The 16456-nt window shown below is 63.6% G+C and carries 15 protein-coding genes; 11 read left to right on the top strand and 4 right to left on the bottom strand.

Annotation, left to right across the window (positions count from 1 at the left end):
- Window positions 1-152: 152 nt before the first annotated feature.
- Window positions 153-1169 (bottom strand): PfkB family carbohydrate kinase, encoded by a 1017-nt coding sequence (locus ABI660_RS08795; protein WP_348066981.1) that lies wholly within the window; start codon window positions 1167-1169, stop codon window positions 153-155.
- 128 nt (window positions 1170-1297) lie between these two features.
- Between ABI660_RS08795 and ABI660_RS08790 the strand changes: the two genes are divergently transcribed.
- From ABI660_RS08790 to ABI660_RS08770, 5 genes are all read left to right on the top strand, one after another.
- Window positions 1298-2287 carry a sugar ABC transporter substrate-binding protein gene (locus ABI660_RS08790; protein WP_348066979.1) on the top strand — a complete coding sequence of 330 codons (990 nt, stop codon included), beginning with the start codon at window positions 1298-1300 and terminating at the stop codon, window positions 2285-2287.
- Window positions 2288-2688: 401 nt separating this feature from the next.
- Window positions 2689-3645 carry an ABC transporter permease gene (locus ABI660_RS08785; RefSeq protein ID WP_348066977.1) on the top strand — a complete coding sequence of 319 codons (957 nt, stop codon included), beginning with the start codon at window positions 2689-2691 and terminating at the stop codon, window positions 3643-3645.
- Entirely contained in the window at window positions 3645-4454 is an 810-nt protein-coding gene (locus ABI660_RS08780) for an ATP-binding cassette domain-containing protein (protein ID WP_348066975.1), read from the top strand. The genes ABI660_RS08785 and ABI660_RS08780 overlap by 1 nt, the downstream gene beginning before the upstream one ends.
- Before the next feature lie 122 nt (window positions 4455-4576).
- Entirely contained in the window at window positions 4577-5029 is a 453-nt protein-coding gene (locus ABI660_RS08775) for an RbsD/FucU domain-containing protein (protein ID WP_348066973.1), read from the top strand.
- 89 nt (window positions 5030-5118) lie between these two features.
- Complete coding sequence (locus ABI660_RS08770; protein WP_348067023.1) at window positions 5119-6273, top strand: ROK family transcriptional regulator; 1155 nt, start codon at window positions 5119-5121, stop codon at window positions 6271-6273.
- Here ABI660_RS08770 and ABI660_RS08765 read toward each other — a convergent pair.
- On the bottom strand, window positions 6266-6928 hold the full coding sequence (locus ABI660_RS08765) for a DedA family protein (RefSeq protein WP_348066971.1): 663 nt from the start codon (window positions 6926-6928) through the stop codon (window positions 6266-6268). The genes ABI660_RS08770 and ABI660_RS08765 overlap by 8 nt on opposite strands.
- 137 nt (window positions 6929-7065) lie before the next feature.
- Here ABI660_RS08765 and mutL point away from each other — a divergent pair, with 137 nt between their 5' ends.
- Window positions 7066-8961 carry a DNA mismatch repair endonuclease MutL gene (gene mutL, locus ABI660_RS08760; protein WP_348066969.1) on the top strand — a complete coding sequence of 632 codons (1896 nt, stop codon included), beginning with the start codon at window positions 7066-7068 and terminating at the stop codon, window positions 8959-8961.
- 4 nt (window positions 8962-8965) lie between these two features.
- On the opposite strand, the gene ABI660_RS08755 is transcribed toward mutL, so the two are convergent.
- Window positions 8966-10138 (bottom strand): glycerophosphodiester phosphodiesterase, encoded by a 1173-nt coding sequence (locus ABI660_RS08755; protein ID WP_348066967.1) that lies wholly within the window; start codon window positions 10136-10138, stop codon window positions 8966-8968.
- A gap of 191 nt (window positions 10139-10329) precedes the next feature.
- Here ABI660_RS08755 and ABI660_RS08750 point away from each other — a divergent pair, with 191 nt between their 5' ends.
- The 5 genes from ABI660_RS08750 to ypfH all read left to right on the top strand — a co-directional run bounded on the left by ABI660_RS08750 (window position 10330) and on the right by ypfH (window position 15137).
- Entirely contained in the window at window positions 10330-11196 is an 867-nt protein-coding gene (locus ABI660_RS08750) for an alpha/beta fold hydrolase (RefSeq protein ID WP_348066965.1), read from the top strand.
- Window positions 11197-11315: 119 nt separating this feature from the next.
- A complete protein-coding gene (locus ABI660_RS08745) occupies window positions 11316-12515 on the top strand; it encodes a multidrug effflux MFS transporter (RefSeq protein WP_348066963.1) in 1200 nt (399 codons plus the stop codon).
- A 166-nt stretch (window positions 12516-12681) separates the two neighbouring features.
- Window positions 12682-13632 (top strand): tRNA (adenosine(37)-N6)-dimethylallyltransferase MiaA, encoded by a 951-nt coding sequence (gene miaA / locus ABI660_RS08740; RefSeq protein WP_348066961.1) that lies wholly within the window; start codon window positions 12682-12684, stop codon window positions 13630-13632.
- Between the two features lie 133 nt (window positions 13633-13765).
- Window positions 13766-14413: an ABC transporter ATP-binding protein gene (locus ABI660_RS08735; RefSeq protein WP_348066960.1), complete on the top strand. Its 648-nt coding sequence runs from the start codon at window positions 13766-13768 to the stop codon at window positions 14411-14413.
- A gap of 61 nt (window positions 14414-14474) precedes the next feature.
- Window positions 14475-15137 carry an esterase gene (gene ypfH, locus ABI660_RS08730; protein WP_348066958.1) on the top strand — a complete coding sequence of 221 codons (663 nt, stop codon included), beginning with the start codon at window positions 14475-14477 and terminating at the stop codon, window positions 15135-15137.
- 17 nt (window positions 15138-15154) lie between these two features.
- Here ypfH and ABI660_RS08725 read toward each other — a convergent pair whose 3' ends face one another.
- Entirely contained in the window at window positions 15155-16117 is a 963-nt protein-coding gene (locus ABI660_RS08725) for a threo-3-hydroxy-L-aspartate ammonia-lyase (RefSeq protein WP_348066956.1), read from the bottom strand.
- Window positions 16118-16456: the final 339 nt, after the last annotated feature.

Raw genomic sequence — 16456 nt, 5'->3', positions numbered from 1 at the left:
GTTGCGAAGCCTCACCGGGGGCCTACCCCGGCTTCATTTCGCGTCTAGATTGCGGCCTTTTCCGGGTACCACGCGGGGGCGATTTATATGATGGCAGGCCCAAATCATAAGCTTACTTATTAATTTCAAAAAACAGGGTTTATGCGGAGCCCTCAGTCAAACACGCAAGGTGCCTGTTCAACCCTGGCCTGCACTTCCACCCGGGTCGGAGGCACACAGCCGCGCCGCATGACACACAAGCTGGCGCTGGCCACGGCATGGGCCAGCAAGCCGCGCCCCGCGCTATCCGGTAGCGCCAGCAAGGCGCCTGTATCGGCCGCACCGCCTTTTCGCGCGAGCAAGGCGGCCATGAAGCCGGCAAGGAAACAGTCGCCTGCGCCCACGGTATCCATCACCGCCAAGGGCTCCGCTTCGCGGGCGCGCCACTGCCGGCCATCGCGCGTCAACAGACAGGCCCCCTGCCGCCCCAGGGTCAGAACCAATAAACCGGCACCGCTTGCGTCCAGCAGATGCCGCGCCCGCGCAAATACATCAGCGCCAGGTACCTCCAGGTTTTCCAGGTCTTCATCGCTGACCTTGACCACGTCAGCGCACTGCAGCGCAGCGTGCACGTTGCGTCGGTAAGCCCCCAGGTCGGGCATGACCGACGGCCGCAAATTGGCATCCACCACCACCACGCTGCCGGCCTCATGTGCGGCACGCAGCCACGGCACATAGTGGCCGGCATCCTCGGGCGCGAGGGCCAGGGCGCCAGTGCACACCATCTCCAGCGCAGGTGTACGGCGGCACGACTCAATCAGGCTGCCTGCCGTGACCGCGCGGTCCGCCACGTCCTGCCGGTAAAAAACGTAGTCGGGATGGCCTGCGTCATCCAGCCCCACCACAGCCAGCGAGGTGCTTTGTGTCACTGGTTGTGAACGCGCCAGTTGCACGCCGTCATCAACCAGCGCGGCGGCCAGCTGCCGGCCGAAGCGATCACGCGACAAAGGGTTGAGATACAGAGTGTTGACGCCCTGTCGTGCCAGCGCACGGGTCAAATTGAAAACAGCGCCGCCCAGGCAGGGCTCATAACGCCCGTCCGGCTGAACAATCAGGTCAATCAATGCCTCACCAGCGGTTGCAATTTGTACCGCTTTCTCAGGGTTTTCCAGCATTTCAGGGTAATCCATAACTAAAACAACTTGATTTAATAACTCAAGCCCCACTATAGTTCACCAGCGCCCATCACTCATGGGTATTTTCCCGCGAACCCAGCGCCTGCCAGCCTGGAATGTCGATTCAACAAGGAGACCATTTCATGAAAAAGACCACCACCCTCTTGGCACTGTCCAGCCTCGCACTGGCCGCCACATCGGCCTTTGCGGCGGGCGAACCTGTGATCGGCCTGATCACCAAGACCGACACCAACCCTTTCTTCGTCAAGATGAAGGAAGGCGCGGAAGCAGAGGCCAAAAAACTCGGTGCCAAGCTGCTGACCGCTTCCGGCAAATCCGACGGTGACACCGCGGGCCAGATCACTGCCCTGGAAAACATGGCTGCCGGCGGCGCCAAAACCATTTTGATCACCGCCAGCGGCGACGCCATCAGCCCCACCGTTAAAAAACTGCAGGCCAAAGGCGTGCAGGTCATCGCGCTGGACAGCCCTTTCGACGGCGCAGACGCCCTGTTCGCCACCGACAACTACAAAGCCGGGGTGTTGATTGGCCAGTACGCCAAGGCAGCCATGGCCGGCAAGCCCGCCAAAATTGCCACGCTGGACCTGTTTCCCGGCCACCCGGTGGGCGCGCAGCGGCACAACGGTTTCATGAAGGGTTTCGGCCTGCCGGCGGCAGACGCCAAGTCCAACGAGCTGTCCAAAGATCCGGCCGTGGTCTGCATGGCCGATGGTTTTGGTGACCGGGCCAAGAGCCAGACGGCCATGGAAAACTGCCTGCAGAAAAATCCCGACATCAATGTGGTCTACACCATCAACGAACCCGCCGCCGCAGGCGCGTTCAATGCGCTGAAAAAGGCCGGCAAGGAAAAAGGCGTGACCATTCTCTCGGTGGACGGCGGTTGCCAAGGCATCAAGGACACGCAAGCAGGCATCATCACGGCCACTTCGCAGCAATACCCGCTGACCATGGCAGCACTGGGCGTGGCAGCCGGTGTGAGCTATGCCAAAGGCGGCAAAAAAGCTTCGGGATACACCGATACCGGCGTGACCCTGATCTCGGCAAAATCCATTGCCGGTGTGGATAGCAAAGACATCAAGACCGGCATGGACCTCTGCTGGGGCGCAAAGTAAGCGACCAGGTTCTAGTACTGCAACCCGAAAATATCGAAACATGAAAGCGCGTCTTCGCCCCCATGGCGGCGTTGCAATCCTTGCGAAGGCGCACAGCCTTCGCTGCGGCTTGCGCCTTGCCCTGCGCTCGAAGCCATCACTTTCATCTTGTTTCGCTACTTCCGGGTTGCAGTACTAGTGTGCTGTCCCGCAAATAAATGCGATATGAAACCGTCCATACGGCTGCCATGCGGCGTCGCTCGTCGTTGCCATAGCTACGGCTATGGCGCCTTCTCGCTCCTTGCCTGACAACCGTCTGAACAATTTCATTTCATCGCCTTATTTACGGCACAGCACACTAGCCGGCTGTCATCCCGGACCGGGATGACAGAATCATTTTCTCCATCCTGGGGCTCTTTTCGATGAACCTGACTTCGCGCCATATTCCGTGGGGAGCCCTCGGCCCCTGGCTGGCCCTGCTGGCCACCTGCATTTTTTTTACCACCCAGTCAGACCGCTTCCTGACCGGTGAAAACCTGTCCCTGGTGCTGCAGCAGGTGATGGTCGTCGGCGTGCTGGCCATTGGGCAGACGCTGATCATCCTGACGGCTGGCATCGACCTGTCCTGCGGCATGGTGATGGCATTGGGCGGCATGGTGATGACCAAGTTCGCCGTGAACTACGGCATCAATCCCTACCTGGCCATTGTCTGCGGCCTGGCGGTCACAACCGGTTTCGGTCTTCTCAACGGCTTGCTGGTCACACGCATCAAGCTGCCCCCTTTCATCGTGACGCTGGGCACCCTGAACATCGCGTTTGCCATCACCCAGATTTACTCCAACGCGCAAATCGTTCCCAACCTCCCGACAGAATTGACCGCGCTGGGTAACACCTTCGACCTGGGCAGCACGGAAGTCAGCCTGGGAACCATTGCCATGATTGGCCTGTATTTGCTGGCCTGGTTTGTCTTGCGCGACACCGCGCCGGGCCGGCACCTGTATGCCGTAGGCAACAACGCCGAAGCGGCACGCCTGACCGGCATCCGGGTGGACAGTGTGCTGGTGGCAGTCTATGCGCTGGCCGGCCTCTTTTACGGCATTGCCGCGCTTCTGTCGGTGGCGCGTACCGGTGTGGGCGACCCGAACGCCGGGCAAACCGAAAACCTCGATGCCATCACCGCGGTGGTGCTGGGCGGCACCAGCCTGTTTGGCGGGCGCGGCATCATCCTGGGCACACTGGTCGGCGCGGTGATTGTGGGCGTGTTCCGCAATGGCCTGACGCTGATGGGCGTTGCCTCCGTCTACCAAACACTGATCACCGGCATTCTGGTGATTCTGGCGGTCGCCGCTGACCAGATGTCGCGCAAGGGGCCCCGCTGATGAGCACGCAAGCTTCCACCCACGCACCCACGCCCTTGGTCATGCAGGCCAAAGGGCTGGTCAAACGTTATGGCCAGGTCACCGCGCTGGACGGCACCGACTTCGAGTTGCGCGCCGGTGAGATCCTGGCCGTGATCGGTGATAACGGCGCCGGCAAGTCTTCGCTGATCAAGGCTTTGTCGGGCGCCACGGTACCCGACGAGGGGGAGCTGCTGCTTGACGGCAAGCCGATGCGCTTCAAGTCTCCCATTGACGCCCGCCGCGCCGGCATCGAAACCGTCTACCAGGACCTGGCTGTGGCCCCCGCCATGAGCATCGCCGAGAACCTGTTCCTGGGCCGTGAACTCCTCAAACCCGGTCTGCTGGGCCAGTGGCTGCGTCTTCTCGATAAAAAGAAAATGCTGGAGCAGGCCATTGCCCGCATGCAGGAACTCAAAGTCGGGATTCGCTCAATGACACAGGCCGTGGAAACGCTCTCCGGTGGTCAACGCCAATGTGTGGCCGTGGCACGCGCCGCCGCCTTTGCCCAACATGTGGTGATCATGGACGAACCCACGGCCGCACTGGGCGTGAAAGAGGGCAACATGGTGCTGGAGCTGATCCGCCGAGTGCGCGACAAGGGCCTGCCTGTCATCCTCATCAGCCACAACATGCCGCACGTCTTTGAAATTGCCGACCGCATCCACATCCAGCGCCTGGGCCGCCGTGCGGCGGTCGTCAACCCCAAGACCATCAGCATGAGCGACACCGTCGCCGTGATGACGGGCGCCAAAACCGCCGCAGAATTGCCGGAGAGCGCGCTTGCTTGAAGCCCCCACGCTCGGCACTGACGTGTCCTCGCTGCCCCCCCGGGGGGGCGCTGCGCCTGCGGACTGGCAAAGCCAGATCCGCGGCCCCGGCTGGTAAATAGGGAACCGCATGAGGCCCACCCATGCTTAAAGGCATTGACCCCCTGCTCACGCCCGAGCTGCTCAAGCTGCTGGCCGAGATGGGCCATGACGACGCGGTGGTGCTGGCCGATGCCAACTTCACGGCCATGAGTTTGGGCGCGGGCAAGCCTGTGCTGCGCCTGCCTGGCCACGGCATGGCGCGAACGGTGCGCGCCATCGCTTCGCTGTTGCCTCTGGCTGAAGACGTGGACCATCCGGTGGCCTACATGCAGGTCAGTGGCACCGAATCGCCCTATCGCTCAGACCTGCAGCGCGAAGTGCTGGCCTTGCTGGCGCCGGGCTGGTTGCCCCACCAGCAAGCCGAGGCCATTGAACGCCATGCCTTCTATGAGCGGGTTCGCAAAGCCTATGCCATTGTGGTGACGGGGGAGCTGCAGCCTTTTGGCAACTTCATCCTGCGCAAAGGGGTCATCAGCGAGAATCTGCGTCCATGACCGAACTCCCTGTCACCGCCGCCTTTCCCGCTGAACCCGAAGCGGCCGCTCCCGTGTGGTTGCGCCAGAGCGGCTCCAACCACGTGGGCATGCGCCAGTTCAACGAGCGTGTGGTGCTGCAAGCCATCCGGCTGCATGGCAGCGTACCCAAGGCCGAGCTGGCGCGCCTGACCCACCTGACCGCGCAAACCATCGGGCTGATCACCACCCGGCTCGAAGAAGACGGCCTGCTGATCCGGCACGAGCGCGTACGCGGACGCATCGGCCAGCCTTCGGTGCCGCTGGCGCTGAACCCGGACGGCGCTTTTTCCGTGGGCATCAAGATTGGCAGGCGCAGCACCGACTGGCTGCTCGTGGATTTCACAGGGCAGGTCCGGCAGAGGCTGTCACTGGCCTATGCCTTTCCCGAGGCCGACACACTGCTCCCCGTGATCGGCCAGAATCTGCGTGCCCTCAGCGAGCAGCTCGGCGCGCTGGCTCCGCGCCTGGTTGGCGTCGGCGTGGCCGCGCCCTTCCAGCTTGGCGGCTGGCACCGGATGCTGGGGTTGTCGGCGCAGCAGTCAGACCGGTGGAACCGTATCAACCTCAGCGCGGAGGTGCAGGCCATGACCGACCTGCCCGTGAGCTTTGCCAAAGACACCTCAGCAGCCTGCGTGGCCGAACTGGTGTCGGGCCGCGGGCGCGACCTCAAGAGCTTTCTCTACCTGTTTGTCGACACCTTTGTGGGTGGCGGCCTCGTCATCAATTCCCAGCTTCACGCCGGCATCCACAGCAACGCCGGAGCCGTGGCATCGCTGCCGCTGCAGGTGGCTCAAACGGCCGACTTGCCGCCACAGCTGATCAGCCAGGCCTCGCTGTGGGAGTTGGAGCAGTGCTTCAAGGCGCGCGGGCTTGATCCGACCGCTGCCTATGACGAACGCGCCATGCAGCCGCCGTTCGAGTCCGACACTCAGGCTTGGGTGGCCAGCGCCGCCAATGCACTGGCCCACAGCGTGGTCAGCGCAACGGCCCTGCTGGATATCGACGCGGTGGTGATGGACGGGTCGTTTTGCCGCCCTCTGCTGCAGCGCCTGATTGAAGCCACGGGCGCAGCACTGGGCCGCTACAACTGGGAGGGTCTCTGGCCGGCTCAGGTGATGGCCGGCAGTATTGGCTCCGACGCTCGCGCACTGGGCGGCGCCATGCTGCCTCTGCATGCCAATTTCGCCCCTGATCGCGACCTGTTTCTCAAAGGTGCTAGCTAATCCGGCCCGCAGACGATGACTTGTTTCGGCTCGCTTTCCATGCGCCATAGAGAACAAACAGCCCGGGAATCAGGATCATGGTCCAGATGATCTTGCTCAGATTGGCCTGTACCCAGGGCAGGTTGCCGAAGAAGTAGCCGGCGCTGCTCACGCCCACCACCCAGATCAGGGCGCCGATCACGTTGTAGGCACTGAACTTGGTACGGCTCATCTCGGCCACACCGGCCACAAACGGCGCGAAGGTGCGAATGAAAGGCATGAAGCGCGCGATGATGATGGTGATGCCGCCGTAACGCTCGTAAAACTCGTGTGCCTGGTTGAAAGCGCGCTTGTTGAAAAACTTCGACTGCTCCCACTGGAAGACCTTGGGGCCGAAATAGCGGCCTATCGAGTAATTGCACTGGTCGCCCAGGATGGCGGCCGTCAGCATCACCCCCATAGCCACAGGAAGGCTGAGCAGACCGGCGCCGCACAGGGCACCCACCACAAACAGCAACGAGTCGCCGGGCAGAAAGGGCATGACCACCACACCGGTTTCGACAAAAATAATCAGGAAAAGCAGCGCATAAACCCAGGCGCCGTAGGTCTGGGTAAAGGCCTCCAGGTGTTTGTCCACGTGGAGAATGAAGTCCATCAGAAAAGCAAGAAGTTCCATGCGGGGATTTTGACACGCGGCTCCAATGCGCCGGCTTGTTACACCTTTTGTTCGTCAGGCCTTCCCACGGCATGGCGCGGCGAGGGGGAGGTCGAGTGACAGTGAATTCATTGATTCAGCCTACTAGAATCCATCCTGTGACACCCGCCTCCACCCTTTCTGCCGCAGCCGCCCCCCGCCGCCCCATCCGGGAACTGCCGGACGAACTCGTCAGCCAGATTGCCGCTGGCGAGGTGGTGGAACGCCCGGCTTCCGTGGTGCGGGAACTGGTGGACAACGCGCTGGACGCGGGAGCCACGCAAGTGACGGTGCGGCTACTGGCTGGCGGCGTGCGCCTGATTTCTGTGGAGGACGATGGCCAGGGCATTCCACGCGAGGAACTGGCAATCGCTTTGCGCCGCCACGCCACCAGCAAGATCGCCTCGCTGCGGGATCTGGAAGCCGTCGGCACCATGGGTTTTCGCGGTGAAGCGCTGGCCGCCATCAATTCGATTGCCGACATGAGCTTGCTCTCGCGGGCGGAAGGCAGCGACCTGGCGGCGCATGCCTGGCTGCTGGACGGCCGCACCGGCGAACTCACGCCGGCCGCCCGCACCCGGGGCACCACCGTCGAAGTGCGCGAGCTGTTTTACGCCACACCGGCCCGCCGCAAGTTTCTGAAAACCGACGCCACCGAGCTGGCGCATTGCATCGAGGCCGTACGGCGCCACGCGCTGGTGCGGCCCGACGTGGGCTTTGCGATCTGGCACGAAGGCAAGCTGGTCGAGCAGTGGCGCGCCTGCACGGGCGAAACCGCCCACGAACAGCGCCTGGCCGACGTGCTGGGCAGCGAGCTGCTGGGGCAAAGCATCGCGGTCGATTACAGCGCGGGATCGGTGCGCGTCACCGGGCGCGCAGGCATTCCCGATGCGGCGCGTTCGCGGGCCGACCAGCAGTTTGCCTACGTCAATGGCCGTTATGTGCGCGACAAGGTGCTCACGCACGCCGCACGCAGCGCCTACGAAGACGTGCTGCACGGCCACCGCCAGCCGGTGTATGCGCTCTACGTCACCATGGACCCGGCGCGAGTGGACGTCAACGTGCACCCGACCAAGATCGAGGTGCGTTTCCGCGACAGCCGTGAGGTACACCAGGCGGTGCGCCATGCGGTCGAGAATGCGCTGGCGGCACCACGCGCGGCGGCGGCAGTGCTGGCGGCAGCCAGTGGGGCATCTGCCGATAATTTTGAATCAAATCGCCCACCAGCCCTTTCCCCATGGGCGCAACCAGCTATTAATTTCGGAGCGCCTCAGCCGTTCCGCCAGAACCCGCAAGTCTCCGACTTCGAGGCCATGTGGCCTGCTACAGCATATCCGGCAGGTGCCGACAACCCGCGCGCCGCCGGGCTTCCGGCGGACCCAACCGGGCCCGAAGATGCTGGCGCAGTCAACCAGGACCTTCCCCCCGGGGACTGGCCATTGGGCCGCGCCGTGGCGCAGCTGCAAGGGATCTACATCCTGGCCGAAAACACCCAGGGCCTGGTGATTGTGGACATGCACGCCGCACACGAACGCATCGTCTATGAACGTCTGAAAAACCAGATGGACAGCGCCAGCATTGCCAGCCAGCCGCTGCTGATCCCGGCCACCTTTGCTGCCACGCCGCAGGAAGTTGCCGCGTCCGAAGCCCATGTGGACACTTTGAAGGCGCTGGGCCTGGAGATCACCCCGTTTTCACCACGTACCCTGGCCGTGCGCGCGGTGCCGACCAGCCTGGCGCAGGGAGATGCAGTGGAACTGGCGCGCAGTGTGCTGGCTGAACTCGCGCAGCACGATGCGAGCACCGTGATCCAGCGCGCGCAAAACGAGCTGCTCTCGACCATGGCCTGCCACGGCGCCGTGCGCGCCAACCGCAAGCTCACCATCGACGAAATGAACGGCCTGCTGCGCCAGATGGAAGCCACCGATCGCTCCGATCAGTGCAACCACGGGCGTCCCACGTGGCGCCAGGTCACCATCAAGGAACTCGACAGCCTGTTCCTGCGGGGACGTTAAATCCTTAGCGCGCCCGCGCCTTCACCGCGGTGTCCGGAAAATCGCTGAACACGCCGTCCACGCCCATCTCGAAAAACTTTTTGTATTCTGCCGCCGCATCGCCGCGGTAGTCGGACACCAGGCGTTTTGCTTCGCTGCGGAAGGTGAAGGGGTGCACAAACAGACCGGCAGCGTGTGCGTCTTTCACTACCGACTTAGGCGGCAGCAGCACCCGGTCGCGTTCGTCGATGGCGCCATCGCCATTGAGGTCATCAGGCTTGCCGTCGCCGTTGGCATCCACCTGCCGTGCCGGCAACAAATAGGCTTTCCAGGGGCCGATGCCGTCGGCATAGGTCTTGATCTCCTTCAGGCCGGCGGGCGTCAACAGATCGGCAAATGTGCGGCTGTCTTTGGCCAGCGCGAAGTCGTACGGTTTGTCGAAAGGCGGCGCAAGCGTCACCTTGCCCTGGGCATCCACACCGTCGCCGTCTATCAGCTGCACCAGACGCACGGCCGTCTTGCTGCGCAGGTATTTCAGGTTGCTCACCTCAAATGACTGCACGATTACCGGCGAATTTTTCGAGGTGTAACCGTATTCGGCCAAAAGCCTGAGCAGCCGGTCCTCCAGCGCCAGGCCGGCCGCCGCATGGTAGGTCGGGTGTTTGGTTTCGGGGTAGACGCCAATGCCGCGGCCCGTCCTGACGCTTTCGCTGCGCGCCAGGTCCAGCACTTCGCGCAGGGTCGGGATGGCGTACTTGCCGTTATGCGACTGGTCGCGTTCCGGCATGGCCTGCTTGGCGCGCAATGTCTTGAGCTCGGCCAGCGTCAGGTCGGTGGTGAACCAGCCCGTTTCAGCCACGCCGTCCACCTGGCGCGTGGTTTTGCGGGCAGCGAACTCGGGGCGGGTTGACACATCGGTGGTCGCCGTGATGTTGGGTTCGTGCCGCACCACCAGTTCGCCGTCCTTGGTGGCCACCACATCGGGTTCGATGAAATCGGCGCCCAGCTCGATCGCCCGCTTGTACGACTCCAGCGTGTGCTCCGGCAAATACCCGCTGGCCCCACGGTGGCCCATGACCAGCGGCGCCTTGCCGTCCAGAGTCGGGTAACGGCCGGGTGAGGAAGTTGCCGCACAGGCGGCAAGCCCCAGGATACCGATGGCTGCCAGACAGGCCGTCAGGATGCGCGGTGAATACATGATTCTCCTCTCGTTGTCAGTTGAATGTCCCAGTATGGTGCGTGCAAGTGACGGTTTGATGAAGCGCTGTTGCAACTGTTTGCGCCCGGCGACCGCGAGGCTTGCGGTAGCGAACATGGCAGGAAACCTGCTTGTCGGGGGGATTCCCTGACAACGCGAACTTTTACACCGATTACCACTCAGTCATAGCCATGAAACGCTGGCCCCTCTTCGCTGCCCTCCTCCTTCTCCTTGGTTTTGCCGTCCTCTCGGGATGCAGCACGCTCGATGAGCGGCAGCGTGCCTGGATCTTCCAGCCCAGTGACCGGTCCTGGAGCGGTGGCCTCGCCGCCGCGGAAGGCATGGAAGACGTCTGGATCGACTTCAAGCCGGCAGCCGGTGGTGAACCGGCCCGGCTGCATGGCCTGTGGCACCCTGCAGAAGATGCCAAAGCACCCATCCTGCTGTACCTGCATGGCGCCCGTTTCAACGTGACCGGCTCGGCTCCACGCATGCGCCGCATGCAGGAACTGGGCTTTTCGGTGCTCGGCGTGGACTACCGCGGTTTCGGCAAAAGCACGCAGACCTTGCCTTCCGAAGAATCTGCCTACGAAGACGCCCGCGCCGCCTGGGACTGGCTGGCAAAAAAATACCCCGACCGGCCGCGTTATGTTTTCGGCCACTCCCTGGGCGGCCCGATAGCCATCAACCTGGCCGCCGAAGTCACCGACGAAAGCGGCACCATCGTTGAAAGCACCTTCACCTCCATTGCTGACGTGGTCAGTACCTCCAAATGGGGCTGGGTGCCGGTGTCCATGCTGATCACCCAACGTTTCGAAGCCGCCCGCAAGGTCGGCAAGATCGGCTCGCCGCTGCTCGTGGTGCATGGCGGCGAAGACCGGCTGATCCTGCCCGACCTGGGACGCAAGCTGTACGAGGCCGCGGCCCTGCCCAAGCTCTTTGTGCTGGTGGAAGGCGGCTCGCACCACAACACCAACTCGGTAGGTCAGGCCCAGTACCGTCAGGCACTGGCCCAGCTGTTCAGCCTGAACAGCCTCGCGGTGTCCGCAGCCCCCTGATACCGAAGCCGGATCAGCCGGCCCGCCCCCGCGCGCAGCGATCTGATACGCTCAGATCAATGTTTTCCCCGCCTCCTGCCGCCGCCCCTCTTCCTCCTGCGGCCAGCTCCCCGGCTGCCATGCCGCCTACCCTGGTGGTGCTGGTGCTGACCCTGCTGCTCGGCATCCAGCCCGTCACCACCGACCTGTACCTGCCGGCGCTGCCCGCACTCACCGAAGGGTTCGGCGCGCCGATGGCGCAGGCCCAGCTCACGCTCACAGGCCTGCTGATGGCGTTTGGCATTTCCCAGCTTTTCTGGGGACCACTGTCCGACCGTTTTGGCCGTCGGCCCATCCTGTTGCTGGGGCTGGGCGCTTATGTGCTGGCCGCCATAGGCGCGGCGCTGGCGCCGTCCATGGCACTGCTGATCATCTGGCGCATCGTGCAGGGCGCGGCCATGGGGGCAGCCGTCATGTGTGCCCGCGCCATCGTGCGCGATCTCTACGCGCCGGTGGCTGCCGCGCGCGCCATGTCGCGCGGGCTCACCGGCCTGGGTGTGATCGCCTGCCTGAGCGCGCCGCTGGGCGGCCTGCTGTCGGATCTTTTCAATTGGCGCGCGGCACTGCTGGCGCTGGCGGTGTTCGGCGCGCTGGCGCTGGCCATGATTGCATTGCGCTTTGAAGAAACCCTCACGCTGAAAAACCCGCGCGCGCTCGAACCGCGCACCCTGGTCAGCACCTGGTGGACAATTCTGCGCAACCCGACCTTCGTCGCCTTCTCGGCGCTGTCCACCGCTTCCTACGGCGGGCTGTTCACCTTTCTGGCCGCCTCGTCCTTTGTTTTCATCAAGGTGCTGGGCCTGTCCAAGACCGAATATGGCCTGGTCATGTTCTCGATGTCTTTTGTGTATGTGCTGGGCACCTTCTGGTGCCGCCGCTTGCTGCCGCGTTTTGGCGTGCGCCGTTCGGTCGCGATGGCCGGTGTGCTCACGCTCAGCGGCGGCCTGCTGATCAGCGCGCTGGCCTTGGCCGGTATCCACAACGTCTGGGCCCTGCTGCTGCCCTACTACCTGTTTGTATTTGCGCATGGCGTGCACCAGCCCTGCAGCCAGAGCGGCGCCGTCAGCCCCTTCCCCGGCGCGGCGGGTGCGGCCTCGGCGCTCAACGGTTTTTTGATGATGCTTGCCGCCTTTGCCATGGGCGGCTGGCTGGGCAGCCACATGGACGGCACGGTATTTCCGCTGGCCTATGGCGTGCTGTTCTGGAGTGTCTGCATTTCCGTGATTGCCTGGACGCTGGTCCAAAAACATGGCGAACCGGCACAACTTGTGAAAGCCTGACGCGATGTCGGACGAACGCAGCGCAGGGCAGCCCCAGGCAAGTTCAGCCGCTGAGGGGCTGCAAGCTGCGACTCCCTCTTCACCAGCCGGGGCCGCGGAACCGGCTTTGCCGGGCCGCAGGCGCAGCGCCCCCTCGGGGGGCAGTGCATTACACGAAGTGAAAAGCGTGGGGGCCAGATGGATCGGACTGGCCGGGCCGACTGCGTCGGGCAAAACTGCCGCGGCTTTTGCGATTGCCGAGCGTCACCCGGTGGAAATCATCAGCGTCGACTCGGCCCTGGTCTACCGCGGCATGGACATCGGCACGGCCAAACCGACGCCGGCCGAACTGGCCTTTGTTCCGCACCACCTCATCAACATCCGCGACCCGCTGCAGGCCTACAGCGCGGCGGAGTTTGCCGCCGATGCCACACGTCTGATCGAAGAGATCAGCGCGCGCGGCAAGCTGCCGCTGCTGGTGGGCGGCACCATGCTGTATTTCAAGGCTCTGCTCGAGGGCCTCGACGACATGCCGCCGGCTGACCCGGTGATTCGCGCCGCGCTGTTGGCCGAAGCTGGAACCAAAGGCTGGCCCGCTCTGCACGCCGAGCTGGCCACCGTGGATGCCACAACAGCAGCGCGGCTGGCCCCGAACGACTCGCAGCGCGTCTCCCGCGCGCTGGAGGTGTTCCGGCTCACCGGCCGGCCGCTGTCTTTCTTCCACCAGAAAAACGCTATCGAAAAGGTAGCTGGTGGCGCCCGTCCCATAAGGGCTGGGGCCATTATTTCTTTAGAACCACAAGACCGCGCCTGGCTGCACGAACGAATCGCCCAGCGCTTTGAAGCCATGCTGGCCGCCGGTTTTCTCGACGAGGTGCGCAGCCTGCGCGCACGTGGCGACCTGCACGCCAACCTGCCGTCCATGCGCTGCGTCGGCTACCGCCAAGCCTGGGAGGCGCTGGAAGAAACCTCCCCCATGGCCGAGCTGCGCGACAAGGGCATTTTTGCCACGCGCCAGTTGGCCAAACGCCAGATCACCTGGCTGCGTTCCATGCCCGATAGGCAGATCGTTGCCTGCGATGCCCCGGATGCGGTGCAGCAGGTGCTTGACCGTGTGGCCGAACTGGAAGCGTCTTGAACTTGCAAAAATTCCCCACCTGTCATCCCGGACTCGATCCGGGATCCATGCCGCATGACCCACGTCAGGAGCTTGCACCACATGGATTGCGGGTCAAGCCCGCAATGACAAATTCAGTGACGGAGCCCCAGGCATGAGCCTGCGCATTCATCAGCTCGGCAAACACTACGGTGAGGTCGCCGTGTTCAGCAACGTTTCCCTGGAAGTTGCCCCCGGCGAATTTGTCGCCATCGTCGGCGAGTCCGGCGTGGGAAAATCCACCCTGCTCAACTGCATGGCCGGCCTGGACAGCTGGGACACCGGCTCGGTCAGCCTGGACGGCGTGGACCTCGGCAGCCTCAGTGACGACCAGCGCGCCCTGCTGCGCCGCGAAAAGGTCGGCTTCGTCTTCCAGGCTTTCCATGTGTTGCCACACCTGGACGTGGCGCAGAACATTGCGCTGCCCCTGATGCTGCTCGGCCAGCACGACGATGCACGGGTACAGGCCATGCTGGCTGCTGTTGGCCTGGAAGGCCTGGGCGAACGCCTGCCGCAGCAGCTCTCGGGCGGGCAGTTGCAGCGCGTCGCGATTGCCCGGGCCCTGATCCACCGCCCCAGCCTGCTGTTGGCTGACGAACCCACCGGCAACCTGGACGCGACCACCGCTGCCAAGGTGATGGACGCACTGGTAGCGCAAACGCGTGAACACGGCGCCTCGCTGGTGCTGGTCACCCACTCCGAAACCGCCGCGTCGCGCGCCAATCGCGTGCTGCACCTCAGCAGCGAAGGCGTGTCGGGCTGAAGCGGCACGTCCCTGCAGACAACAACTTGTCAAACGCGCGACCGGACCCAACTGAAGCTTGATGAACGCCCCATCCTTTGAAACCCTGGAGCTGCTTCCCGCCACCGCGCCACGCCAGCTGTTCGTGCTGCTGCATGGCGCCGGCGGTTCAGCGGTGGACATGCTGGAGCTGGCCAACCTGATAGGAGACTCCTTTGCCGAAGCGGCCGTCGTGATGCCGGAAGGCATCGAGCCCATCCACCTTGAAAAAACAGAACGTCAATGGTTTCCGACCTTCGAGCTGACCGATGCCAATCGCCCGGAGCGAGTCGCCAAGGCCGTGCCGCCGCTGGCCGCTTTTATTCGCCAGCAGCAGGAGCGCTTCGGCATTCTGCAGTCTGATACGGCGCTGGCCGGTTTTTCGCAGGGCGCCACTCTCGCGCTGGCGCTCAGTGACCATCACGATGGACTGGTCGGCCGCGTGTTGGCTTTTTCGGGGCGCTACGCGGCCTGGCCCGAGAAGGCGCCCAGCCTCACGACCATCCATTTGCTGCATGGCCAGCTTGACACGGTAGTGCCAGCACAACTGGCACAACGGGCCTATGCCGAACTGATGGCACTGGACGCTGACGCCACCTGCGACATTGCATCAACAGTCGGCCATGAGCTGCATCCGGCGCTGATGGATCAGGCCATTCACCGCCTACAGACCTGCGTGCCGCTGCGCTTCTGGCGTTCGGCGTAAGACAAGGCGCTGCAGGCTCAGTGCCCGGCCAGCAGGTCGGCGTAACGCAGCAGATCCACATTGCCGCCGCTGATGATCACGCCCACGCGCAGCCCCTTGATCGCCGCAGCATCGGCGCAGGCGCCGGCAAAAGCCAGGCAGCCGGTCGGCTCCACCACCATCTTCATGCGCTCCGCAAAAAAGCGCATCGCCTCCACCAGTTGTGCATCGCTCACCGTCAAAATGTCGTCCACATCGCGCCGGATGATGCCGAAGGTGTAGTTACCCAAGTGCTGGGTCTGCGCACCGTCGGCAATGGTTTTGGGCACGGGAATACTCACAATGCGGCCCGCACGCAGCGACTGCAACCCATCGTTGCCGGCTTCGGGTTCGACGCCAAACACCTTGCACATGGGCGCCAACGCGCGGGCTGCCAGGGCCGAGCCGCTGGTCAGCCCGCCACCACCGAGGCAGACATACAGGCGGTCCAGCGGGCCGGTTTCCTCTATCAATTCCTTCGCGGCCGTGCCCTGGCCGGCAATCACATCAGGGTGGTCGTACGGCGGGATCAGGGTCATGCCGCGCTCGGTTGCCAGCTGCTGGGTCAGCGCCTCCCGGTCTTCGGTGAAGCGGTCATACAAAACCACCTCGGCACCGTAACCACGCGTGGCCGCCAGCTTGGCGGCGGGCGCGTCCTGCGGCATCACGATCAGTGCCGGCATGCCCAACATGCGTGCCGACAGCGCGACCGCCTGCGCGTGATTACCGGAAGAAAAAGCAATGGCCCCCGCGCTGCGCTGCGCGGCATCAAACCTGGACAAGGCGTTGAAAGCACCGCGAAACTTGAATGCCCCCATGCGCTGGAAGTTTTCACATTTGAAGAAAAACTGCGCGCCCCAGCGCGCATCCGCGGTGGCCGACCGCAGCACCGGTGTGTGGTGCGCATGGCCTGCTATCCGCGCGGCGGCGGCAACAACATCGTCGTAGGTGGGAAGCTGCATGGCGGGTGGGCTTTCATTCAGTGGCTGGGAAGACCATAGCTAAGGGCCTGTTCACACTATTTATGCAAGTGCGAAGGTGGTGAAAACAGCGCCAATCTAGGCGCGCGACGACGCTCAGCCTGGCGGGCTGGGCTAGGAGTGCAACAACGAGTGGCGTTGTTTTCACCACCTTCCCTCCGGGTTGCGGCCAAAAGGGCCATGCGCAGCGTTGCAAAGCCTTGCCGGGCTCCAGCCCGGCTGCATTTTGCGCCTCGCGCATGACCTTTTTGACTCGCAACGCATCTTGCATAAATAGTGTGAACAGGCCCTAATCACCGCTGCCCCTGAAAGGCACAATCA

Origin of the sequence: Polaromonas sp., from assembly GCF_039930745.1 — a bacterium.
Classification (GTDB): Bacteria; Pseudomonadota; Gammaproteobacteria; order Burkholderiales; family Burkholderiaceae_C; genus Polaromonas.
Note: the sequence above shows the minus strand (reverse complement) of the source record. Positions and strands in the feature narration are given on the sequence as shown.

Bases quoted from the DNA above. Each gene is read 5' to 3' on its own strand.
- ABI660_RS08795 (WP_348066981.1), bottom strand. From the start codon at position 1,169: ATGGATTACCCTGAAATGCTGGAAAACCCTGAGAAAGCGGTACAAATT.
- ABI660_RS08790 (WP_348066979.1), top strand. From the start codon at position 1,298: ATGAAAAAGACCACCACCCTCTTGGCACTGTCCAGCCTCGCACTGGCC.
- ABI660_RS08785 (WP_348066977.1), top strand. From the start codon at position 2,689: ATGAACCTGACTTCGCGCCATATTCCGTGGGGAGCCCTCGGCCCCTGG.
- ABI660_RS08780 (WP_348066975.1), top strand. From the start codon at position 3,645: ATGAGCACGCAAGCTTCCACCCACGCACCCACGCCCTTGGTCATGCAG.
- ABI660_RS08775 (WP_348066973.1), top strand. From the start codon at position 4,577: ATGCTTAAAGGCATTGACCCCCTGCTCACGCCCGAGCTGCTCAAGCTG.
- ABI660_RS08770 (WP_348067023.1), top strand. From the start codon at position 5,119: ATGCGCCAGTTCAACGAGCGTGTGGTGCTGCAAGCCATCCGGCTGCAT.
- ABI660_RS08765 (WP_348066971.1), bottom strand. From the start codon at position 6,928: ATGGAACTTCTTGCTTTTCTGATGGACTTCATTCTCCACGTGGACAAA.
- ABI660_RS08755 (WP_348066967.1), bottom strand. From the start codon at position 10,138: ATGTATTCACCGCGCATCCTGACGGCCTGTCTGGCAGCCATCGGTATC.
- ABI660_RS08750 (WP_348066965.1), top strand. From the start codon at position 10,330: ATGAAACGCTGGCCCCTCTTCGCTGCCCTCCTCCTTCTCCTTGGTTTT.
- ABI660_RS08745 (WP_348066963.1), top strand. From the start codon at position 11,316: ATGCCGCCTACCCTGGTGGTGCTGGTGCTGACCCTGCTGCTCGGCATC.
- ABI660_RS08735 (WP_348066960.1), top strand. From the start codon at position 13,766: ATGAGCCTGCGCATTCATCAGCTCGGCAAACACTACGGTGAGGTCGCC.
- ypfH (WP_348066958.1), top strand. From the start codon at position 14,475: ATGAACGCCCCATCCTTTGAAACCCTGGAGCTGCTTCCCGCCACCGCG.
- ABI660_RS08725 (WP_348066956.1), bottom strand. From the start codon at position 16,117: ATGCAGCTTCCCACCTACGACGATGTTGTTGCCGCCGCCGCGCGGATA.